16 protein-coding genes and 5 pseudogenes are annotated in these 15,898 nt (G+C 45.5%); 2 read left to right on the top strand and 19 right to left on the bottom strand.

The window, feature by feature from the left end:
• Positions 1 to 45: 45 nt before the first annotated feature.
• The 8 genes and pseudogenes from msrA (QFZ80_RS06165) to QFZ80_RS06135 form a co-directional block, all read right to left on the bottom strand.
• Positions 46 to 488, bottom strand: a pseudogene (gene msrA / locus QFZ80_RS06165) (peptide-methionine (S)-S-oxide reductase MsrA); the annotation flags it as partial.
• A 241-nt stretch (positions 489 to 729) separates the two neighbouring features.
• Positions 730 to 993 carry a Rossmann-fold NAD(P)-binding domain-containing protein gene (locus tag QFZ80_RS06160; RefSeq protein WP_307557801.1) on the bottom strand — a complete coding sequence of 88 codons (264 nt, stop codon included), beginning with the start codon at positions 991 to 993 and terminating at the stop codon, positions 730 to 732.
• 57 nt (positions 994 to 1,050) lie between these two features.
• Positions 1,051 to 1,113: pseudogene (locus QFZ80_RS38835) on the bottom strand (hypothetical protein); the annotation flags it as partial.
• A gap of 22 nt (positions 1,114 to 1,135) precedes the next feature.
• Positions 1,136 to 1,567 (bottom strand): annotated as a pseudogene (locus QFZ80_RS06155) (SDR family NAD(P)-dependent oxidoreductase); the annotation flags it as partial.
• A gap of 42 nt (positions 1,568 to 1,609) precedes the next feature.
• Entirely contained in the window at positions 1,610 to 2,260 is a 651-nt protein-coding gene (locus QFZ80_RS06150; RefSeq protein WP_307557795.1) for an MFS transporter, read from the bottom strand.
• Between the two features lie 89 nt (positions 2,261 to 2,349).
• Positions 2,350 to 2,562: a hypothetical protein gene (locus QFZ80_RS06145; RefSeq protein WP_307440849.1), complete on the bottom strand. Its 213-nt coding sequence runs from the start codon at positions 2,560 to 2,562 to the stop codon at positions 2,350 to 2,352.
• On the bottom strand, positions 2,559 to 3,989 hold the full coding sequence (locus QFZ80_RS06140) for an aldehyde dehydrogenase family protein (RefSeq protein ID WP_307440848.1): 1,431 nt from the start codon (positions 3,987 to 3,989) through the stop codon (positions 2,559 to 2,561). Before QFZ80_RS06140 ends, QFZ80_RS06145 begins: the two co-directional genes overlap by 4 nt.
• Before the next feature lie 154 nt (positions 3,990 to 4,143).
• The gene (locus tag QFZ80_RS06135; protein WP_373460021.1) at positions 4,144 to 5,517 is read right to left on the bottom strand and encodes an MFS transporter; all 1,374 of its coding nucleotides are present in this window, start codon (positions 5,515 to 5,517) and stop codon (positions 4,144 to 4,146) included.
• 242 nt (positions 5,518 to 5,759) lie between these two features.
• Between QFZ80_RS06135 and QFZ80_RS06130 the strand changes: the two genes are divergently transcribed.
• Positions 5,760 to 6,677: an AraC family transcriptional regulator gene (locus QFZ80_RS06130; protein WP_307557792.1), complete on the top strand. Its 918-nt coding sequence runs from the start codon at positions 5,760 to 5,762 to the stop codon at positions 6,675 to 6,677.
• Positions 6,678 to 7,193: 516 nt separating this feature from the next.
• Here the strand turns inward: QFZ80_RS06130 and QFZ80_RS06125 are convergent.
• The 3 genes and pseudogenes from QFZ80_RS06125 to QFZ80_RS06120 all read right to left on the bottom strand — a co-directional run bounded on the left by QFZ80_RS06125 (position 7,194) and on the right by QFZ80_RS06120 (position 8,526).
• On the bottom strand, positions 7,194 to 7,406 hold the full coding sequence (locus QFZ80_RS06125) for a hypothetical protein (protein WP_307440846.1): 213 nt from the start codon (positions 7,404 to 7,406) through the stop codon (positions 7,194 to 7,196).
• A gap of 75 nt (positions 7,407 to 7,481) precedes the next feature.
• Positions 7,482 to 7,673 (bottom strand): annotated as a pseudogene (locus QFZ80_RS38830) (helix-turn-helix domain-containing protein); the annotation flags it as partial.
• A gap of 625 nt (positions 7,674 to 8,298) precedes the next feature.
• The gene (locus QFZ80_RS06120; RefSeq protein ID WP_307440845.1) at positions 8,299 to 8,526 is read right to left on the bottom strand and encodes a DNA cytosine methyltransferase; all 228 of its coding nucleotides are present in this window, start codon (positions 8,524 to 8,526) and stop codon (positions 8,299 to 8,301) included.
• 210 nt (positions 8,527 to 8,736) lie between these two features.
• On the opposite strand from QFZ80_RS06120, the gene QFZ80_RS06115 reads away from it, so the two are divergent.
• On the top strand, positions 8,737 to 9,156 hold the full coding sequence (locus tag QFZ80_RS06115) for a DoxX family protein (RefSeq protein ID WP_307440844.1): 420 nt from the start codon (positions 8,737 to 8,739) through the stop codon (positions 9,154 to 9,156).
• 381 nt (positions 9,157 to 9,537) lie between these two features.
• Here the strand turns inward: QFZ80_RS06115 and QFZ80_RS06110 are convergent, their stop codons facing one another.
• The 8 genes and pseudogenes from QFZ80_RS06110 to QFZ80_RS06075 all read right to left on the bottom strand — a co-directional run bounded on the left by QFZ80_RS06110 (position 9,538) and on the right by QFZ80_RS06075 (position 15,826).
• A complete protein-coding gene (locus tag QFZ80_RS06110) occupies positions 9,538 to 10,200 on the bottom strand; it encodes a response regulator (protein ID WP_307440843.1) in 663 nt (220 codons plus the stop codon).
• Positions 10,197 to 11,420: a sensor histidine kinase gene (locus QFZ80_RS06105; protein ID WP_307557790.1), complete on the bottom strand. Its 1,224-nt coding sequence runs from the start codon at positions 11,418 to 11,420 to the stop codon at positions 10,197 to 10,199. Before QFZ80_RS06105 ends, QFZ80_RS06110 begins: the two co-directional genes overlap by 4 nt.
• Positions 11,421 to 11,531: 111 nt before the next feature.
• Entirely contained in the window at positions 11,532 to 11,678 is a 147-nt protein-coding gene (locus tag QFZ80_RS06100) for an IS3 family transposase (protein WP_373460020.1), read from the bottom strand.
• Between the two features lie 825 nt (positions 11,679 to 12,503).
• Positions 12,504 to 12,965: a DinB family protein gene (locus QFZ80_RS06095; RefSeq protein ID WP_307440840.1), complete on the bottom strand. Its 462-nt coding sequence runs from the start codon at positions 12,963 to 12,965 to the stop codon at positions 12,504 to 12,506.
• Positions 12,962 to 14,107, bottom strand: a complete 1,146-nt coding sequence (gene msrA / locus QFZ80_RS06090) for a peptide-methionine (S)-S-oxide reductase MsrA (RefSeq protein ID WP_307440839.1) — start codon at positions 14,105 to 14,107, stop codon at positions 12,962 to 12,964. The genes QFZ80_RS06095 and msrA (QFZ80_RS06090) overlap by 4 nt, the downstream gene beginning before the upstream one ends.
• Before the next feature lie 148 nt (positions 14,108 to 14,255).
• Entirely contained in the window at positions 14,256 to 14,447 is a 192-nt protein-coding gene (locus QFZ80_RS06085; RefSeq protein ID WP_307440838.1) for a hypothetical protein, read from the bottom strand.
• Between the two features lie 11 nt (positions 14,448 to 14,458).
• A pseudogene (locus QFZ80_RS06080) lies at positions 14,459 to 14,568 on the bottom strand (LuxR C-terminal-related transcriptional regulator); the annotation flags it as partial.
• A 682-nt stretch (positions 14,569 to 15,250) separates the two neighbouring features.
• Entirely contained in the window at positions 15,251 to 15,826 is a 576-nt protein-coding gene (locus QFZ80_RS06075) for a DUF3841 domain-containing protein (RefSeq protein ID WP_307442942.1), read from the bottom strand.
• Between the last annotated feature and the right edge of the window lie 72 nt (positions 15,827 to 15,898).

The following is a 15,898-nucleotide window of genomic DNA, read 5'->3' as shown; positions in this document are numbered from 1 at the left end:
ATGGGTCCGGTAGATGTCCTGATGGACGTCCTCGGCAGCATAGAACGCGGAGACTGGTAAAATGCTCGTCACGAGCGGCTTCTGAAACTTGCCTTGCGCGGCGAGCGCCCTTTCGACGCTTCCGCCGCCGTCTGCTGTTCCTTGCCGTCGTAGAAGATGACTGAACGATTTTCCGTGCCGCGGTCGGCGAATTGCCCCTCCGCGTCGGTCGGATCCGTTTTGCGCCAGAAGACTTGGAGCAGCTGGTCGTACGAGATACGGCTCGGGTCGTAACGGACCTGCACCTCTTCGAGATGGCCCGCATTTCCGGTAGACTCCTTCTCATAAGTTGGGTCGCTCGTGTGTCCGCCCGTATAGCCGGTGACGACGCTCCGACGCCGTCCAGCTTCTCTAACGGCGCTTCCACGCTCCAGAAGCAGCCTCCAGCGAATACGGCGGTTTTGGTATTCCCGCTTGTCGTCGCCGGTTCCGTGCACCTTGTTACTCATGCCGGAGAATACGGCGGTCTTGGTATCCCCACTTGCCATCGCCGTTTCCGTGAATCGATTCACCTTATTACTCATGCCGGGGCTCAAGACCTGAACAAAATTTGGATTATGAAGGTCGAACGGATAACACCACTTTAATCAATCATGAATGTTGATGGAATCGGAAGAATCCAACTAGATGCTCATTCAAAAGAATAACCCCCCTTTTATGTAATATCGCATAGCCCCCTGTTCTTATATATTAGGAATTGAAGCTGACCGACTCACTTAGGTATCGCCATTTCGCATCGGACTCTGCGCGTGCTCGCTGTTCGGCAGCTGCAATGGCTACAGCATCATTGCCCATTAAGAGACGAAACGGCGGCTCTTCCATGTCAGGTAGTCCTGTAATGACTTCCGCGATCTTGACAGGGTGTCCAGGCTCCTGTCCGGCATGTTCACGAAGCATTTTAGCGAATGCCCCGACGGTCTGCTCATACGGTTCACTGACTGGTGGGATGGTCATTGACGAGCCTGCCCAGTCTGTACGCATGCCTCCTGGTTCGATCACGGTAACCTTGATGCCGAATGGCGCGACCTCTTGAGCTAGTACTTCTGAGAAGCCACCGACCGCCCATTTTGGCACTTTGATAAGCTGCCAGCCCAGCGGTCCCAATCCGTCCGCCTATCGATGAAATCTGAATGATGTTCCCGCCACCTTGTTTACGCATGATCGGCAGCACCGCTTTTGTCAGATAGACTACGCCATAAAAATTCGTGTTCATCTGGGCATGAAAATCATCGTGTGTCACATCTTCAATGGAAGCCATGTCTCCGTAGCCGGCATTGTTTACGACGACATCCAGTCGCCCGAATACTTCAATCGCTTGCTCAACAGCTTTAATTACTGCCTTCTTATCGGTTACGTCCAAGACAAGCGGATGAATTTTGTCACCGTATTGTTCAGCCAAATCTGCCAACGATTTCGGACTACGTGCTGTTGCAATCACATAATCACCTTTTTTCAAAACAGCTTCCGTCAGGCTGCGGCCAAGACCTCTAGAGCTTCCAGTAATAAACCATACTTTTTGAGTTGTCATATATTTTAATCTCCTATACTAATTAATTTAAGTGAATGTTGTTTAGTAACCCATTATCATTGCTGGATTTGGCTCATCACCACTATCCAATTGATCTTCTTCCTTCAACCGTGGTTTGCGAAGAATTAGTGAAAGGGCGACACCAACTGATGCAATACATGCGGAAAGGAAGAACGTATCTCCGTAACCCGCCACTATTGCAGCCAGCGGATTCGCTCCTTCCCCAGCAATTGTTGCGTAAGAAGTAATTTGCGAAGTAAGATACCCAGTAAGTGCTGCAACCGCGAACAAAACGATAACTTGCTGTGCAGCTGTAGTAAGTGGCGTTACGCGGCTAACCAACCGGCGAGGGGCAGAGTTCAGAACATGTGTATTCAGTGGCATCATGGAGAAACTCATCCCAAGTCCTAACGTGCAAATGGACACGATAATAAGCGACAGACTGGTATCAACCGATACACTTGATAAAATAAATAACGCACTAGATACGATGGCTAAACCAATGAAAGCAAGCCGCTTGGCACCGATTTTATAAAATAGACGTCCACTGATTGGCATGCCGATTCCTGCGCAAAGCGCTTGTGGCATTAGAATACAGCCGGTTTCAAGAGCGGTGTAATGCTTCATGCCTTGAAGGTACAGAGGTACAATCAACAACGCACAGAATAATGATAGCTGAACGGTCCAGGTCAAGATTATACTGCGTGTAAAGTCCGAGGATTTGAATACTTTCAATTCCAGAAGTGGATGCTTCTATCGGAGCTCCACGAATATAAATGCAATTAATGCATCACGCCGATCGTTAGCCCTGTAACTGTAGAAGTGGAAGACCAGCTTGTGCCACCTTCGCTCACACCGTAAGCAAGCGTATCGAATGCAATTGGAGAAAGGCACATACCGAGTACATCTAGGCGAGCTGCTTTATGACGATCGGATTTAGGCAGATATTTCAGTCCGAGAAATATTGCAATGATACCTCTTAATTTATCGATCAATATGATTTTTCATATCCCGTAATCGTCTTTGTTTCCAGACATTCTTCAATACCGTATTCGCCATACTCTCGGCCAATACCGGACTGTTTATAACCGCCAAATGGGGCTTTCATTTCATGAAACGCTCCGTTTATGAGGATGGTTCCCGAATTGATTTTGCGAGCAAGCTCATTAGCTTTTTCCAAATTACCGGTATGAATATAGGCTGCAAGCCCATACGACGTATTATTTGCCATTTCAATGGCTTCCTCTTCCGTTTTATAGGTGAGGATCGCTTGTACGGGGCCAAAGATTTCTTCTTTCGCAATCGTCATATCTTCCGTGACATTTGCAAAAAGTGTCGGTTTGACGAAATAGCCGTGCTCCAGACCCTCAGGATTTCCAACTCCGCCCGTAATCAATTCAGCGCCCTCATCGATACCGGTTTGAATGTAGCGTTGAACATTTTCGTACTGCTTTTGTGTCACGATTGGTCCAAGGGTTGTCGTTTCTTCGGTTGGCATTCCTACTTTCACAGCTTCCATAGCCGCTTTAGCAAGCCGTTTGACTTCCTCCAAGCGATGTTCAGGTACAAGTAAGCGGGAGCCATTAATGCATGCCTGACCATTATTAGTTAGCGCTTGTCTTACAGCAACCGGAATTGCTTTTTCAAAATCCACATCATCAAGTAAGACAATCGGGGATTTGCCGCCAAGCTCAAGTGTTACTCGTTTCATAGTATCGACGGCGCCTCTGCGGATCTCTTTCCCCACGCGAGTTGATCCGGTGAAATTAATCATGGCCACGTCTTCGTGGCGAGTCAATTCCGCTCCAACCGTGTTGCCAAAGCCATTGACGATATTAATTACACCTTTAGGCAGCCCTGCTTGGTGGAAGGCTTCAACGATCTCGTCGGTCTGAATCGCGCTCAATTCACTTGGCTTTATAACCACGGTACAACCCGCTGCAATTGCCACTGCTAACTTCGTCGTAATTTGTGAATAGCTCGCGTTCCAAGGCGTGATTATACCGATAACACCCATGGGCTCCTTTACAACTTTCGCGGAAGCCATGTAACGGACAAACTCGAATTTTTCCAATGCTTCCTTAACATCCAAGAAATTATTCGCTGCCAGTTTTACGCGTCCGATCGCCATTCTTCTTGGTGCACCATATTCTTCAATATTTGCTTCGACCATACTATCCATACGTGCCAGAATAGAATCGTGCAATCGTTTAAGCATCTGGGCCCGCTCCTCGATAGAAGTTTGCGAGAAAGTTACAAAAGCCTTTTTCGCGGCTGCAATAGCTGCCCGGGTATCCGATTCATTTCCAAGGATTACTTTGCCGATAATTTCTTTCGTGGACGGATTAATTAGAATTTGTTCGTCCGTCCCTTGTGGTTGAATGAATTCTCCATTGATATAATTTCGATTAATAATTCGCATGATTATATCCCTCCTAATAATTAAAAGACTTAATGACAATTTATTAAGCACTCTAACACATTTACCGCATTTCTAACATTCAAGTTCCCACAGGTCGATGATAGCTTCCAGTTTGAAGGATTGCAGATCATCATCGCGAAGGTGTGAAGTAAACTTATCTTGTTGTTCCCTTGGAGAAAAACGCCCTGGCTCCATGTCGCGCCCGCACTCGATTCGCCGGGAGCACTAAGATCAACACCACAACGAGTGAAGCCGTCAGGAATAAGACCGAACCCCCGATCGAGACGGAGATCGCATGGGTAAAAGATGTAGCGGAAGCATCCCCCGAACGTTTCACCGCCTCGAAGACGGAGATCAAAACCGCGAGCCCGAGCGACGATCCAGTCTGATGAGCGACGTTGACGAGCCCTGACGCGGCCCCCGCGTCCTTGGCCTCCACACCAGACAACCCTAACGTCGTGAACGGCTGGAAGATCATCCCTGCCCCGAACCCCATGACGATCAACGGGAAAAACAAATCAGGGAAAAAGCTAGAATCTGCCGATATGAGACTCAGCCAGCTTGTTCCAGCGATCGCGATTACCAATCCGGAAATCAATACTCTAGCATTCCCGAATCGGGCTACAAGCGAAGGCATGGCATACATCATCCCGAACTGAACGACCATAAACGGCATAATCCCAAGTCCCGCCTCCAATGAATTAAAATGAAGGACGTTTTGCAAAAATTGCGGGACGAAGAAAAAGATCGGATAATTGCCGCATAGGAGCAGCAGCCTCCCCAGATAAGCTCCGGATCGCTGTCGGTTCGCGAACAAGCGAAGAGGTGTAACCGGTTCTTTCGCTCGTGCTTCGGTCAGTACGAAAGCTGCTAGCGAAACTACTCCAAGAGCAACCGGGCCCCATACTTCCAGTGCCCCCCACCCGACAGACGCGGCTTGAACGAAGCCGAATGCCAGCGCCGTCATGCCGATTACCGATGTCAAAGCTCCCATAATATCCAGATGACCCTTTGTCGTATCTGTCTCCCGCATATATCGGGGCACCATTAGGAGCAGAGTGATGCCGATCGGCACGTTGAGGAACATCCCGGCGCGCCATGAAATGACGTCCGTAAGCAATCCGCCAACGATTAGACCGACGCTTCCTCCAGCTCCCGACACTGCGCTGTAAATAGCGATCGCCTTCACACGTTCTCGGGCCTCCGAGAAAGTAACAGTCAACAAGGCCAGCGCCGACGGCGTCGCAATCGCTGCCGCCACCCCTTGCAAAGCACGGGCGACAAGTAGCAGCGAAGCAGACGGCGTCAAGCCTGCCAGTATCGATGCCAGCGAGAACAAGGCGATACCCGCGCTGAATGTTTTTCTTCTTCCGAAGATGTCCCCTGCTCGAGCGCCTAATAGCAGGAAGCCGCCGAACGCCAAAATATAAGCGTTCTGCACCCAAGTTAATACTGCCGTCGAAAGATGTAGTGAACGGCCGATTTCAGGTAACGCGGTAATCAAAATAGAACCGTCGAGCACCACCATCAGTTGAGTCGCGATGATCATCAGCAGAATGATCCGTTTCGATTGTTCATTCAAGTGAATAACCTCCCTTTCATGTTCTTAAGGACATTATGGCACGAATCACTTTCGCGAAATAGCTCGTTCCTGCTTAAAATTTGCTCAATCCTGCAAAGTAAAAATTCTTATAATTCGTTAATTGGTTGGCAATCTTCAGGGTAGGATGTATAATAGGAGGATAAAAATAAGAACAGGGTGACGCTCCCATGCAGACGAATTTAGATCAATTATTAGAGAAGGTGGCTTGTCTCAATCTTACGGAGGGGCGAACGGAGACGGCTGTCCCCTTTTTTACGCTGGTACGGCGTAACCGACCGACGGCGATGGCGCCAGGCATTCTCACGCCATCTTTTTGCCTCATCCTACAAGGCACCAAGAAAATCCAACTCGGTCAAGACACGATCTATTATGGTGCGGGCGACTATTTAGTCTCGTTGTTTGATATCCCGGCCTCCGGTCAAGTCATTGGCGCTACGCGGCAATCACCATATATCGGCTTACGCATTGATTTAACGGCGGAAGAAATTGCCTCTGTCATGACGGAAGCTGACATCAATGTGAAACCGCTCAACCAAAAGATGGGACCCGGAGCCTATGTAGGCAAATCCGATGAGCACTTACAGTTCTTATTCATCCGACTGTTGGAGTTGCGGGGCAAGCCCGAATCGGAAATTCATTTTCTGTCTTCGCTGATCAAACGCGAGATGATTTTCCGCTTACTTACGGGAGATTATGGGCACTTGTTTATCCGACGAGTCTTCATGGACCAGCAAAATGAGGGGATCGGCAGAGCAATAGAATGGATCAAGGTGAATTACAACAAAACCTTTACGATCGAAGAGGTTGCGAGATCGTCCAACATGAGCGTATCTGGACTTCATCACAAATTTAAAACTGTCACGACGATGGCTCCTTTGCAATATCAGAAGCAGCTCCGTCTTCAGGAAGCGAGACGCCTCATGCTAAACGGCTCCGCGAACGCGACGGCCGCCGCGCTGGAAGTTGGATACGAGAGCCCGGCTCAATTCAGCCGGGAGTACCGTCGGCATTTCGGGCTTCCTCCGCTTCAAGATATAAAAGCTTTACACAGATTACCAGTACGAGAAGCGTTCGAGACCGGCTAAAAAAAACTTCAATTACGCGAAGCCAATTTCCTGCTTCCACCCCTGAGATTTACGTCCTTGATCTCGATCATTCAAAGTTTCTTCTCACATACATTGAAAAATAAACTTTAAAATAAAAACAGCAGCTGTCTTGGACTGGAGAATAAGTCCAGTATATTGGATTAACGTATCCCGTTAAGCTTAATCGTTGACCCTTACCAACTTACGTTTCAAATTCATCTAATTAAACCAGGTTTTGAGAAAGGTTTTCAGTTACGCATAACAATACAAGTTCTTGTCATCATTCGGCAAACGATATATGTTCTTGTCATTGGCTTTTGACAAGAACATATATCGTTAAAACAAAAAAAGCCGCAACTACGCGACTTTAAGCATATATGTTCTTGTCACCCGACATTTGGCGGAGCCAAACCGAATATTCTGCCGACACTAGCCTAATCCCTTCTTCTTTGGAATTGATTTTGGCGGGACAGCCGAAACTGCAAGCGATACTGCAGCTTCGCGTCTTTAAGCCAATTACACAGCGCGTGAATGTTCGATTTCACTTAGAGAGCCTGTCCTCTCAAGAGACACGAGCGTATAAACAATCCGATTCTGCAGTCGTACACTATTCGTCACCCAAAATTCCCGGTCACTCATAATCGTTTTCAACCATCGACTTATTTTCAACTTTATGAAATCAATAATTTCATCCTGATCGCTAGCCTTTAATTTTTCAAATTGTAACAACACGTTAGCCTCTTTTTCATTGACGCCACTGATTCCGAAAACATTACCTTTAAAACTCTTTGATCCCAAAAGAATCCATTCAACATCCACCTCAAATCCTTCAACAATTGCAAGGATGGTATCGACAGATGGCTTATATTTATCTTGTTCTAACTCACTCAGCGTAGCCTGCGATATTCCAATCCGATTAGAGAAATCAACTTGATTAATCCTATTCAGCTTTCTGATTATCCTAATACGGCTTCCTATTGTTTCGATATGTATCACTCCTGATAAAAAAATAGTCCCGATGATTATTAAAGATCATCGGGACTGACTAAGAGGTTCACGACATTTTTTACTGGTTCATGACTTTTTTTACTGGTTCACGACTTTTTTATCACCAGACAACTTGAAATGGAGTATCTTTTTCTAGTATTAGACCTTCCACTTGAATCACTCCTCCAATATTGCCACTGATGTATAATTTAAGTATAATCCATACGAACAATAGACTCCAGAATCGGATAATAATGGATTAAATTTCCCATCAAATGAACCGAACCTCGCATCGATACTTCACGAATACTTCAACAATTAAACTAAATCTGCACAGCACGGCACGCTTTAGTAGGAAGGATTGTAGTAGCTGCCATCACGGGGACAGATCAAACAAGCCTTAAGGTATTGGAAGCGCTTGCTAACTGGGCTAACTGTTCATGCTTGCCCAACCAACCCTCTTCCTTCAAAACCCCATTCTGGCTAAGGTCAAGGAGATTCCCCGGTCATTTGCGGTTTGTTTGGATCAAGCTATACACCTTGCCGAAACACAAAATGTCGAGACAAGCAAGGGACCATTATGGAACCCAATTGTAACACCGTGAAGCCGGGGATACAGGCTGCCGTACATCATTTAGATCGCAAGGTCCAAAAAATTTGTATATCTATTTGAATTAGAAAAACCCTGGCATGGGCTTCCTCCGATCATTACTCGTGCCTTTGTAATAGCGCTTTTATCAAATTTGGTGATATCTCCATTGAAGATATGTAAACCGATATTATGTCGATAGGTTTTGACTGCATCTTCATCAAGCTCGAGAGCGAATACCACATCAAAACCAGATTCAAGGAATCCCGTCAATGAACTTCAGTCTTCCTTAATTGCCCTATCCCCGATCTTCCATTACCGCATTAAATTCCGGGGAACATGACTTCTTGCATAGAGCATTAAAACTTTCACCAAAAGTCATGCTCGTTTTCATGCGAATATCTATCTTTTCGCAGATTTGCCTCCTTCCTTTTCTTGATATCATAAAGGTGAAAGAAAAAACGGAAGCAAGGAGCTGCCAAAATGAAAACTATTAAAAATTATCGAGGAGCTGTCAAAATGAAAAATATTAAAATCATCAATTGGATTCTTGTGGGCATTGTTGCTTTATATTTCTTAATAACTGCTTTTTCAGATTTGTCTCATACTTCCCAAGTCGTAGAAATTGTCACGAAGTTGGGTTATCCGGAGTACTTTTTGAATATACTTGGAATCGCAAAAGCTCTCGGAATTATTGCGCTGCTTGTTCCAAAATTTAATAGATTAAAAGAGTGGGCGTATGCCGGATTTACGTTCGATGCCATTTCGGCTATTTGGTCAAACATTGCTAGCGGCTACCCTTCGGAAAGCATTGCAGCTGTAGTTGCGATTGTACTTCTTATGGCCTCCTACATTGTGTTTCGCAAACTGAACGAAATCCGTAAGGAACCCGCCTACAAATAGTCGTCCGTTATGAGAGAAACAAGACAAGCAGAGGCCCGAACCTCGAGTGATTATGTCAACCCAAGGCGCATTCGCTTTGGGTTTTTTGGCATTTATTTATCTTGTTATTTCCTCGATCTCGTCATTTTACACCTTTAATTGAAAAGGGGCCATGTGACCTCTAAAAGTAACACCTAAACAATTCCCTTCGTCGCTCCATGCGTAGACCATGAATCGAGGTGGATAGAAGCATTCCTCCTTTTCCCTACACTTGGAAAATAACAAGAATCGAACAAGTGCAAGTCTGTGAGAAGTCATGTATTTCAATAGAAAAGGCACAACTATTGACCATTAAAGCATGAAAAATTTCAAGCTTTAATGCCAAAAGTCATGCCTCGCGATTTAAAGTAGATGGCGAACCGAAAATACAGCAGCTTGCGTTCTGTCGCGCAGCCCAAGCTTGGCTATGAGATTTGAAACGTGATTTTTCACTGTACCTTCCGTAAGAAACAGCGAGCTTGCGATTTCTTTATTATTCAATCCTTGCCCCAATAAAGCCAGTACATCTTTCTCCCGTTCAGTTAATAACCCCAATCCTTCCGGTTCATGATGACTTAGGGGATGCGTCTTCTCCGGGTTCTTTTCGGACATTTTCTTTAACTCTTTTAGCAGCATCGAAGTCATATCTTGTTGCAGTACTGTTCCACCATTGTAGACTGTTTGAATAGCGCTTATGATCGCCTCCGCAGGCATATCCTTCAATAAATACCCATGGACACCGTTTTCCAAAACTTGCATGATCAATTCCACATCATCAAAAGTGGTCAGAATTAATACCTTCGTCTCCGGAAAATGCTTGAGGATCAATTTAGATCCTTCGACGCCATCCATTCCCGGCATTCGAATGTCCATCAACACCACATCCGGTCGCCATTCAACCACTTTGGAATAGGCATCCCTTCCATCCACAGCCGTTCCAACCACTTCAATGCCAGGTTCCAAGCCGATGATGGTCGCAAGCCCGTCTCTCAAGATTCGTTGATCGTCAACGATAAGAATCCTCAATTCTTTTCACGCTCCGTATCCGTCAAGGAATATGGAAGTACAACTTCAACAGCGAAGCCCTTGATGGGATCCATCCTAAAATACACCTCTCCGTTCCACTCCTTCACTCGTTCTTGTAAATTGATTAACCCAAACCCCGGCTTTAGATCGTCAGGCATTTCTCCGTCATTGCTTATGCAAAGAGAAAAGCTGGTGTCGGAATAGGTTAACGAGATTTCCGCATTATTTGCATGTCCATGTTTCTGAGCATTCGTAAGCGATTCCTGTGCGATTCGGTAAGCGGTCAATTGTAAGTCGCTAGGAATTGCAACGGGAATCCCATCCGCTTTAAAATCAGTTTGGACCTGTGCAAATTTGGTAAACTCCTCTGACAACCTTTCAAGGCAATCATTCAAATAAGAGGATTTAATAGGTTCATCTCGAATAGCCCTTACCGACAATCGGAGTTCTTGTAATGAAGATCGGATTAATCCCTCGCATTCCAGATAGGATTGCTCGCTGCGTATTGGATCGACCACACTTAACTTACGTGCCACTTGCATTTGGACCAACAATGCCGTCAGTTTATGACCTACCGTATCATGAATTTCTCGGGCAATTCGCACTCTTTCCCTCGTTGCCGCCCACTCTTCCGCCTTGAGCGCATATTCCTGCAATTGCACATGGGACTGCTTCAATTTCTCGTAGAGCTCCAATGTATCCCTGCGAGCCCTTTGGTAGAAATTAATTAAAGCCGTCACGATGCATGCGAAAACAATAAACGAGCAGGCTATAAAATAGCCGGTTTCGTCCAGTCGTTTATACAAGTACCAGTCAATACTACCCATCGTAACAATAAAGAGTAACAGCAATAAGATACAAGCAAGAATGAGTATGCGGGTTTTTTTTATAAACATTAAAATAGCTAAAGCCGTTATCCCAATAAACAGGTGATTGGGGAATTTCCCGCCGATAAAAATATAACCATAAGATGCGGACACCAAAAAATCTAAGATGAGGAGGTGAAAAAGCAAATTTCGCTTTTTCATTTTTGCGTAAAACTGATTAACAATAAGGAAAACTACCACTGAAAAGATAACAAAACTTAAACTCAAAAAAATCGTAGTCGAATTTTCAAAATAAAAAATACCTGCTATAGCTAAACCAAAAACGAGCTTTAGCCCAAAAAATAGTCTCCATGAAAAGGGACTACTAATGATAATATCCAATTTTTTTAACAATAACTCCTACTCCTCATCATATAGTCATTCTCCTATATCACGCGATCATAACATATTTTGGCTGTAAAAGTCGATTTGTTCAATGGTCTCTGACACCAATTAGTCTAACACTCACCGCTTTGCTCTGACCTTGAACGGCGGTATATATTCGTTGGAGGAATGCGTTCTCCGACGGTTGGAAAATAATTCGATATATTCGAATACAGCCTTCTTAGCCTCAGCACGCGTTTTGAAAGTATGATCATTAAGCCATTCCATCTTTAACCTGAAGCGACGCGATCAGTTGGTCAGGTATGCTTGCGAATCCTTGCATCAGGCCGTCGTAAAGAAAATCATCGGGACGGATTCGTCGACGGTTGGCTGCTATCTTTTCTTTTTTCTTAAAGGAATTAGAGAAGATAACCACCCCATTTTCATGGCATATTACCTTTTGATTATATTCGTTTCCAACAAACTTTTTCCTTTCAGTAAGAAGAACCAACCATTTCGTTCTACTGCCTATTACTTTAACGAGGCTAACGATAAATCCTACGACAGAGATATTCATTAAACCGTATGAATATGTGATGGTCTATTTTAAGATTGATCGTATGAGCGTAATTCGCTATTCCATATTGCTATAATCTCACCGTTTTGAATTATTAGTTTTTTCCCTTTCCAACTTACTATTAAATATCCAAACAGAGAATTATTTATTATTTCTTCATCTCGTGGTATCACGATTTCGCCAGTATGCGTATCCAATGGTAACGCCTGTTTGTCTATATCCACGTAGTTGTCATACTGTGCATAACACTCGCTACATTCGTAAAACATTTGATTTGCAGAATTATCTTTAAGCAGTAGCACCCAACCTTGATTGCAAAAAGAACTGTCGGATGACAAGAACTTTGATAACATTCCCGTCCGCTGCTTCTATTTCAAACAATCCTTTTAAATAAATAACAAAACCATCATTCGGACTCGAACAATGGTTTTGTTTTTTGTTCTCAGCAAGTAAATCTGCATTAGACAGCTATGGTATCGTGTTGAAGGCGGGCATATGGTTCGTTGTGGGTAGTAATCAAAGAAGCATCGTTCGCCTTAGGAAGCTTGCAGTGCTTTCAGCATAGCGTTGACGAATCCGACATGGTCAAGCATATGCAGCTCCGTGGACACGATCAGCTCGCCGATCGTTTGCGCCTTCAGGAAGTTCTCCGGCACGGGCTCGTCCAGCCTGTCCTTCAACGTCTTACGGATGAGGACCGCTAGAGCTCTCAGCTGCGCGATCAAGTCGTCCCACGCCGGCGGCTCTTCCTGCCAATCCGCAGGCTTCGTGCCGTAGGCGAACAACGCCTGGTACCGTTCCGACAGGAACGTAGGCTGGTTCGAGAGGCTGAACACGTGGAATTCCGTCACCGTCAGCACATGCCCGACATGCCAATGCAAGTGGTTCTTGAAGCCGTTCGGGATCACTCGGCGTTTGTCCGGAGGGCATTGCTCGACCAATTGAAGAAAGACGTTCAGCCGGCTGTCCAACAGTTCCAAAATAAATTCGTTTCTCATTGTTCATCGTCCCCCTGAAATAGTTTGGCATATTTCCCGTATCCGCTTTGTGCCAAGTCGTTCTTCGGAATAAAGCGAAGCGACGCGGAGTTCGTGCAATAGCGAAGTCCCGTCGGCTCGGGGCCGTCTTCGAATACGTGGCCGAGGAAGGAATCCGCGTAGCGGCTTCTCACTTGAGTCTCGTCCGAGAAGAACCCGCCGACTTTCCGGTAGACCACGCTATCCGGCTCCAAAGGACGGGTGAAGCTCGCCCAACCCGTACCGGCATCAAACTGGCCTTTCGAGCTGAACAGCGGTTCGCCCGACACGATGTCCACGTATATGCCTTCTTCGGTGTTGTTCCAATACGAGTTCTGGAACGGCGGCTCGTCCTGATCATGCTGCGTGACTTCGACCTGCAGCTTCGTGAGCGACTTCAGCCTTTCCGCTTTGTCGAACCGAGAATACGGACTTTCCAGCTCCTTCAACTCCTGGTCCTCGCCCCAGACGCGGTCCAGAAACGCCTCCCGGCCGGACGCGACGTCGTTGAATTTGTAATCGGCCTGATGGGTCCGGTAGAAGTCCTGATGGACTTCCTCGGCTTCATAGAACGTGGAGACCGGTAAAATGTTCGTCACGAGCGGTTTCTCAAACTTGCCTTGTGCGGCGAGCGCCGCTTTCGACGCTTCCGCCGCCGTATGCTGTTCCTTGCCGTCGTAGAAGATGACCGAACGATATTCCGTGCCGCGGTCGGCGAATTGCCCCTCCGCGTCGGTCGGATCCGTGTTGCGCCAGAAGACTTGGAGCAGCTGGTCGTACGAGATGCGGCTCGGGTCGTAACGGACCTGCACCGCTTCGAGATGGCCCGTCTTTCCGGCAGACACCTTCTCATAAGTCGGATCGGTCGTGTGTCCGCCCGTATAGCCGGTGACAACGCCCACGACGCCGTCCAGCTTCTCGAACGGCGCTTCCACGCTCCAGAAGCACCCTCCGGCGAAAACGGCGGTCTTGGTATCCCCACTTGCCGTCGCCGTTTCCGTTAATCGATTCACCTTGTTACTCATGCCTTTCGCCTCCGTAGTATCGTGTTTGTGATATGAACCATAAGCGGCAAACAACACCACGGCCATCAACCCGGGAAGCACGAATCGTTTCAAGTTCATAAGCCTTCACCTCCGCATAATCCATTGCATTCGTATGTGCGTTCAATAATTCAAGAAGCAGTTGAGTTCAAAGAAAGATCCGACCACCATCACAGCAAGAGCGACACAGTCACGATCCGCAACGCCAAACCGACTCTTTTTTCCGCCATCACGCCCACTCTCCTATCTCTTCTTGAGTTTCGTCGGAGATTCGCTGCCGCGTTCTCCTCCGTTCTTGCCCTTTGATCTTACCAAGAATAGCGGACTGCCAAATCTGTTGAACGTCATGAATTGGACGCAAAAAAAGCATCACCTTGGGCCGCTGCGCATGACGAATCTCATACACTATGCCAAAAGTCATGCTCGTTTCGCTCAAATGGAGTGACGGACCGCATATACGCCGCCTGCGTTCGGTCGCGGAGCCCCAGCTTCGCGATCAGATTTGAGACGTGATTTTTCACCGTGCCTTCCGTAATCGTCAGATACGAAGAAGAAACCGATAAGCATATATCCTCTGCTTTTTTCATGTGCAAATATAATTCTGTGCAATCATCTCGCTTACTCATGTATTCTGTAATTCTACTGACCCATTCTGTGTAAGTCGGATATATTCCAGTTTTTACAGGTGTTATGTGCATGCCTTTATATAAGGAACAAAATACAGATAGTCTTTTGTCAAGTAAATCTTCATCCCTTAAAGAAATACCTGGTCGCACACACTCTTCAAGTATGACACCACTCTCAACATCCGCGTCAAACACTTTGCAAAATTGACTGCCGTAATATTGACTCAAAGTATTATATTCAGTGGAAATTAATGCGGGATTACCTATTTTAAGCACCACACTTCCAAAGCGAGCTGAAGTGCATCTAACAACTAAGTTTGCTGAATATGAAGGAATAAGTTGAAAAGAGTTCAGAGCCCACTTATCAGAATATGTATTAATAACTCTCAAAACCATTTCATAAAAATCTTTACCAAAACGGTTTATTATATTTTCGATCTCATTTTGATTGAAACAATATCGCTTACTCCACTATCCTACCCGCTATCGTGGAAAAGGCAGCCGATCATTGTGGTCGGCTGCCTCCGTATCTTTATTGAACTATAGTTTCCCGTTAGTTTAATGCCTCGAGCTGCATCCTGAAACATTTACGCTATGTTTATCTCGCAATAAAATGCTCAACATTCATTATCTTATTTAATTCGATCTTGCCCGTCACACCTTGTAAAACTCTTTCTTCTGTCCCTTCCCATTCTACATCTCTGATTCTATTCCAGTGAAAAATTTTCTCCCAACTTTTCTGTTTTATTTCATCATTATCAATTCCGTTATCTTCAGCAAAGATATATTCATCCCAATCCTGTTCATTATCTGAGAGGTAATTATTATTTAAGACACAGTGCCAATCCATAAAATCTGATACAAGTACATCTTCCTCATTCAGATTAAGTTGGATTCTCACACACCTAGTACCTCTCCGAAAAAAACCGCCTGTTCGCATATCTGGTTTCTTCAACCACACCCAAATGGGATACTCATTATTATATTTGTTTAATCGGATACTCATCTGCTTCATCATCCACTTATATTGTTCTGAGAAGCCTGAAAATTCTGAAGATCCAACAATGAAGCCATGTTTCCTAAATTGATCCCAGGCTTCATTAGTTTGAAGTGTCCAGTAATATTTTTCCACTCGATATCCCCTGTCTTTGAGTCTGTCAAAAATACCTTTCATAATAACCACTTTTTTACTAACCTCGTAATAAAGTATTCGTGAAGGTATTTAAACTACCCTGCCCGTTACTTC

The sequence above is a fragment of the Paenibacillus sp. V4I7 genome (genome assembly GCF_030817275.1).
Lineage (GTDB): Bacteria > Bacillota > Bacilli > Paenibacillales > NBRC-103111 > Paenibacillus_E.
The sequence above is the reverse complement of the archived record's forward strand: the minus strand, read 5'-3'. Positions and strand labels throughout refer to the sequence as shown.

Bases quoted from the DNA above. Each gene is read 5' to 3' on its own strand.
- QFZ80_RS06075 (WP_307442942.1), bottom strand. From the start codon at position 15,826: ATGAAAGGTATTTTTGACAGACTCAAAGACAGGGGATATCGAGTGGAA.
- QFZ80_RS06135 (WP_373460021.1), bottom strand. From the start codon at position 5,517: ATGGTGGTGCTCGACGGTTCTATTTTGATTACCGCGTTACCTGAAATC.
- QFZ80_RS06095 (WP_307440840.1), bottom strand. From the start codon at position 12,965: ATGAGAAACGAATTTATTTTGGAACTGTTGGACAGCCGGCTGAACGTC.
- QFZ80_RS06100 (WP_373460020.1), bottom strand. From the start codon at position 11,678: ATGGAATGGCTTAATGATCATACTTTCAAAACGCGTGCTGAGGCTAAG.
- msrA (WP_307440839.1), bottom strand. From the start codon at position 14,107: ATGAACTTGAAACGATTCGTGCTTCCCGGGTTGATGGCCGTGGTGTTG.
- QFZ80_RS06115 (WP_307440844.1), top strand. From the start codon at position 8,737: ATGAAAACTATTAAAAATTATCGAGGAGCTGTCAAAATGAAAAATATT.
- QFZ80_RS06130 (WP_307557792.1), top strand. From the start codon at position 5,760: ATGCAGACGAATTTAGATCAATTATTAGAGAAGGTGGCTTGTCTCAAT.
- QFZ80_RS06140 (WP_307440848.1), bottom strand. From the start codon at position 3,989: ATGCGAATTATTAATCGAAATTATATCAATGGAGAATTCATTCAACCA.
- QFZ80_RS06085 (WP_307440838.1), bottom strand. From the start codon at position 14,447: ATGACTTTTGGCATAGTGTATGAGATTCGTCATGCGCAGCGGCCCAAG.
- QFZ80_RS06160 (WP_307557801.1), bottom strand. From the start codon at position 993: ATGACCATCCCACCAGTCAGTGAACCGTATGAGCAGACCGTCGGGGCA.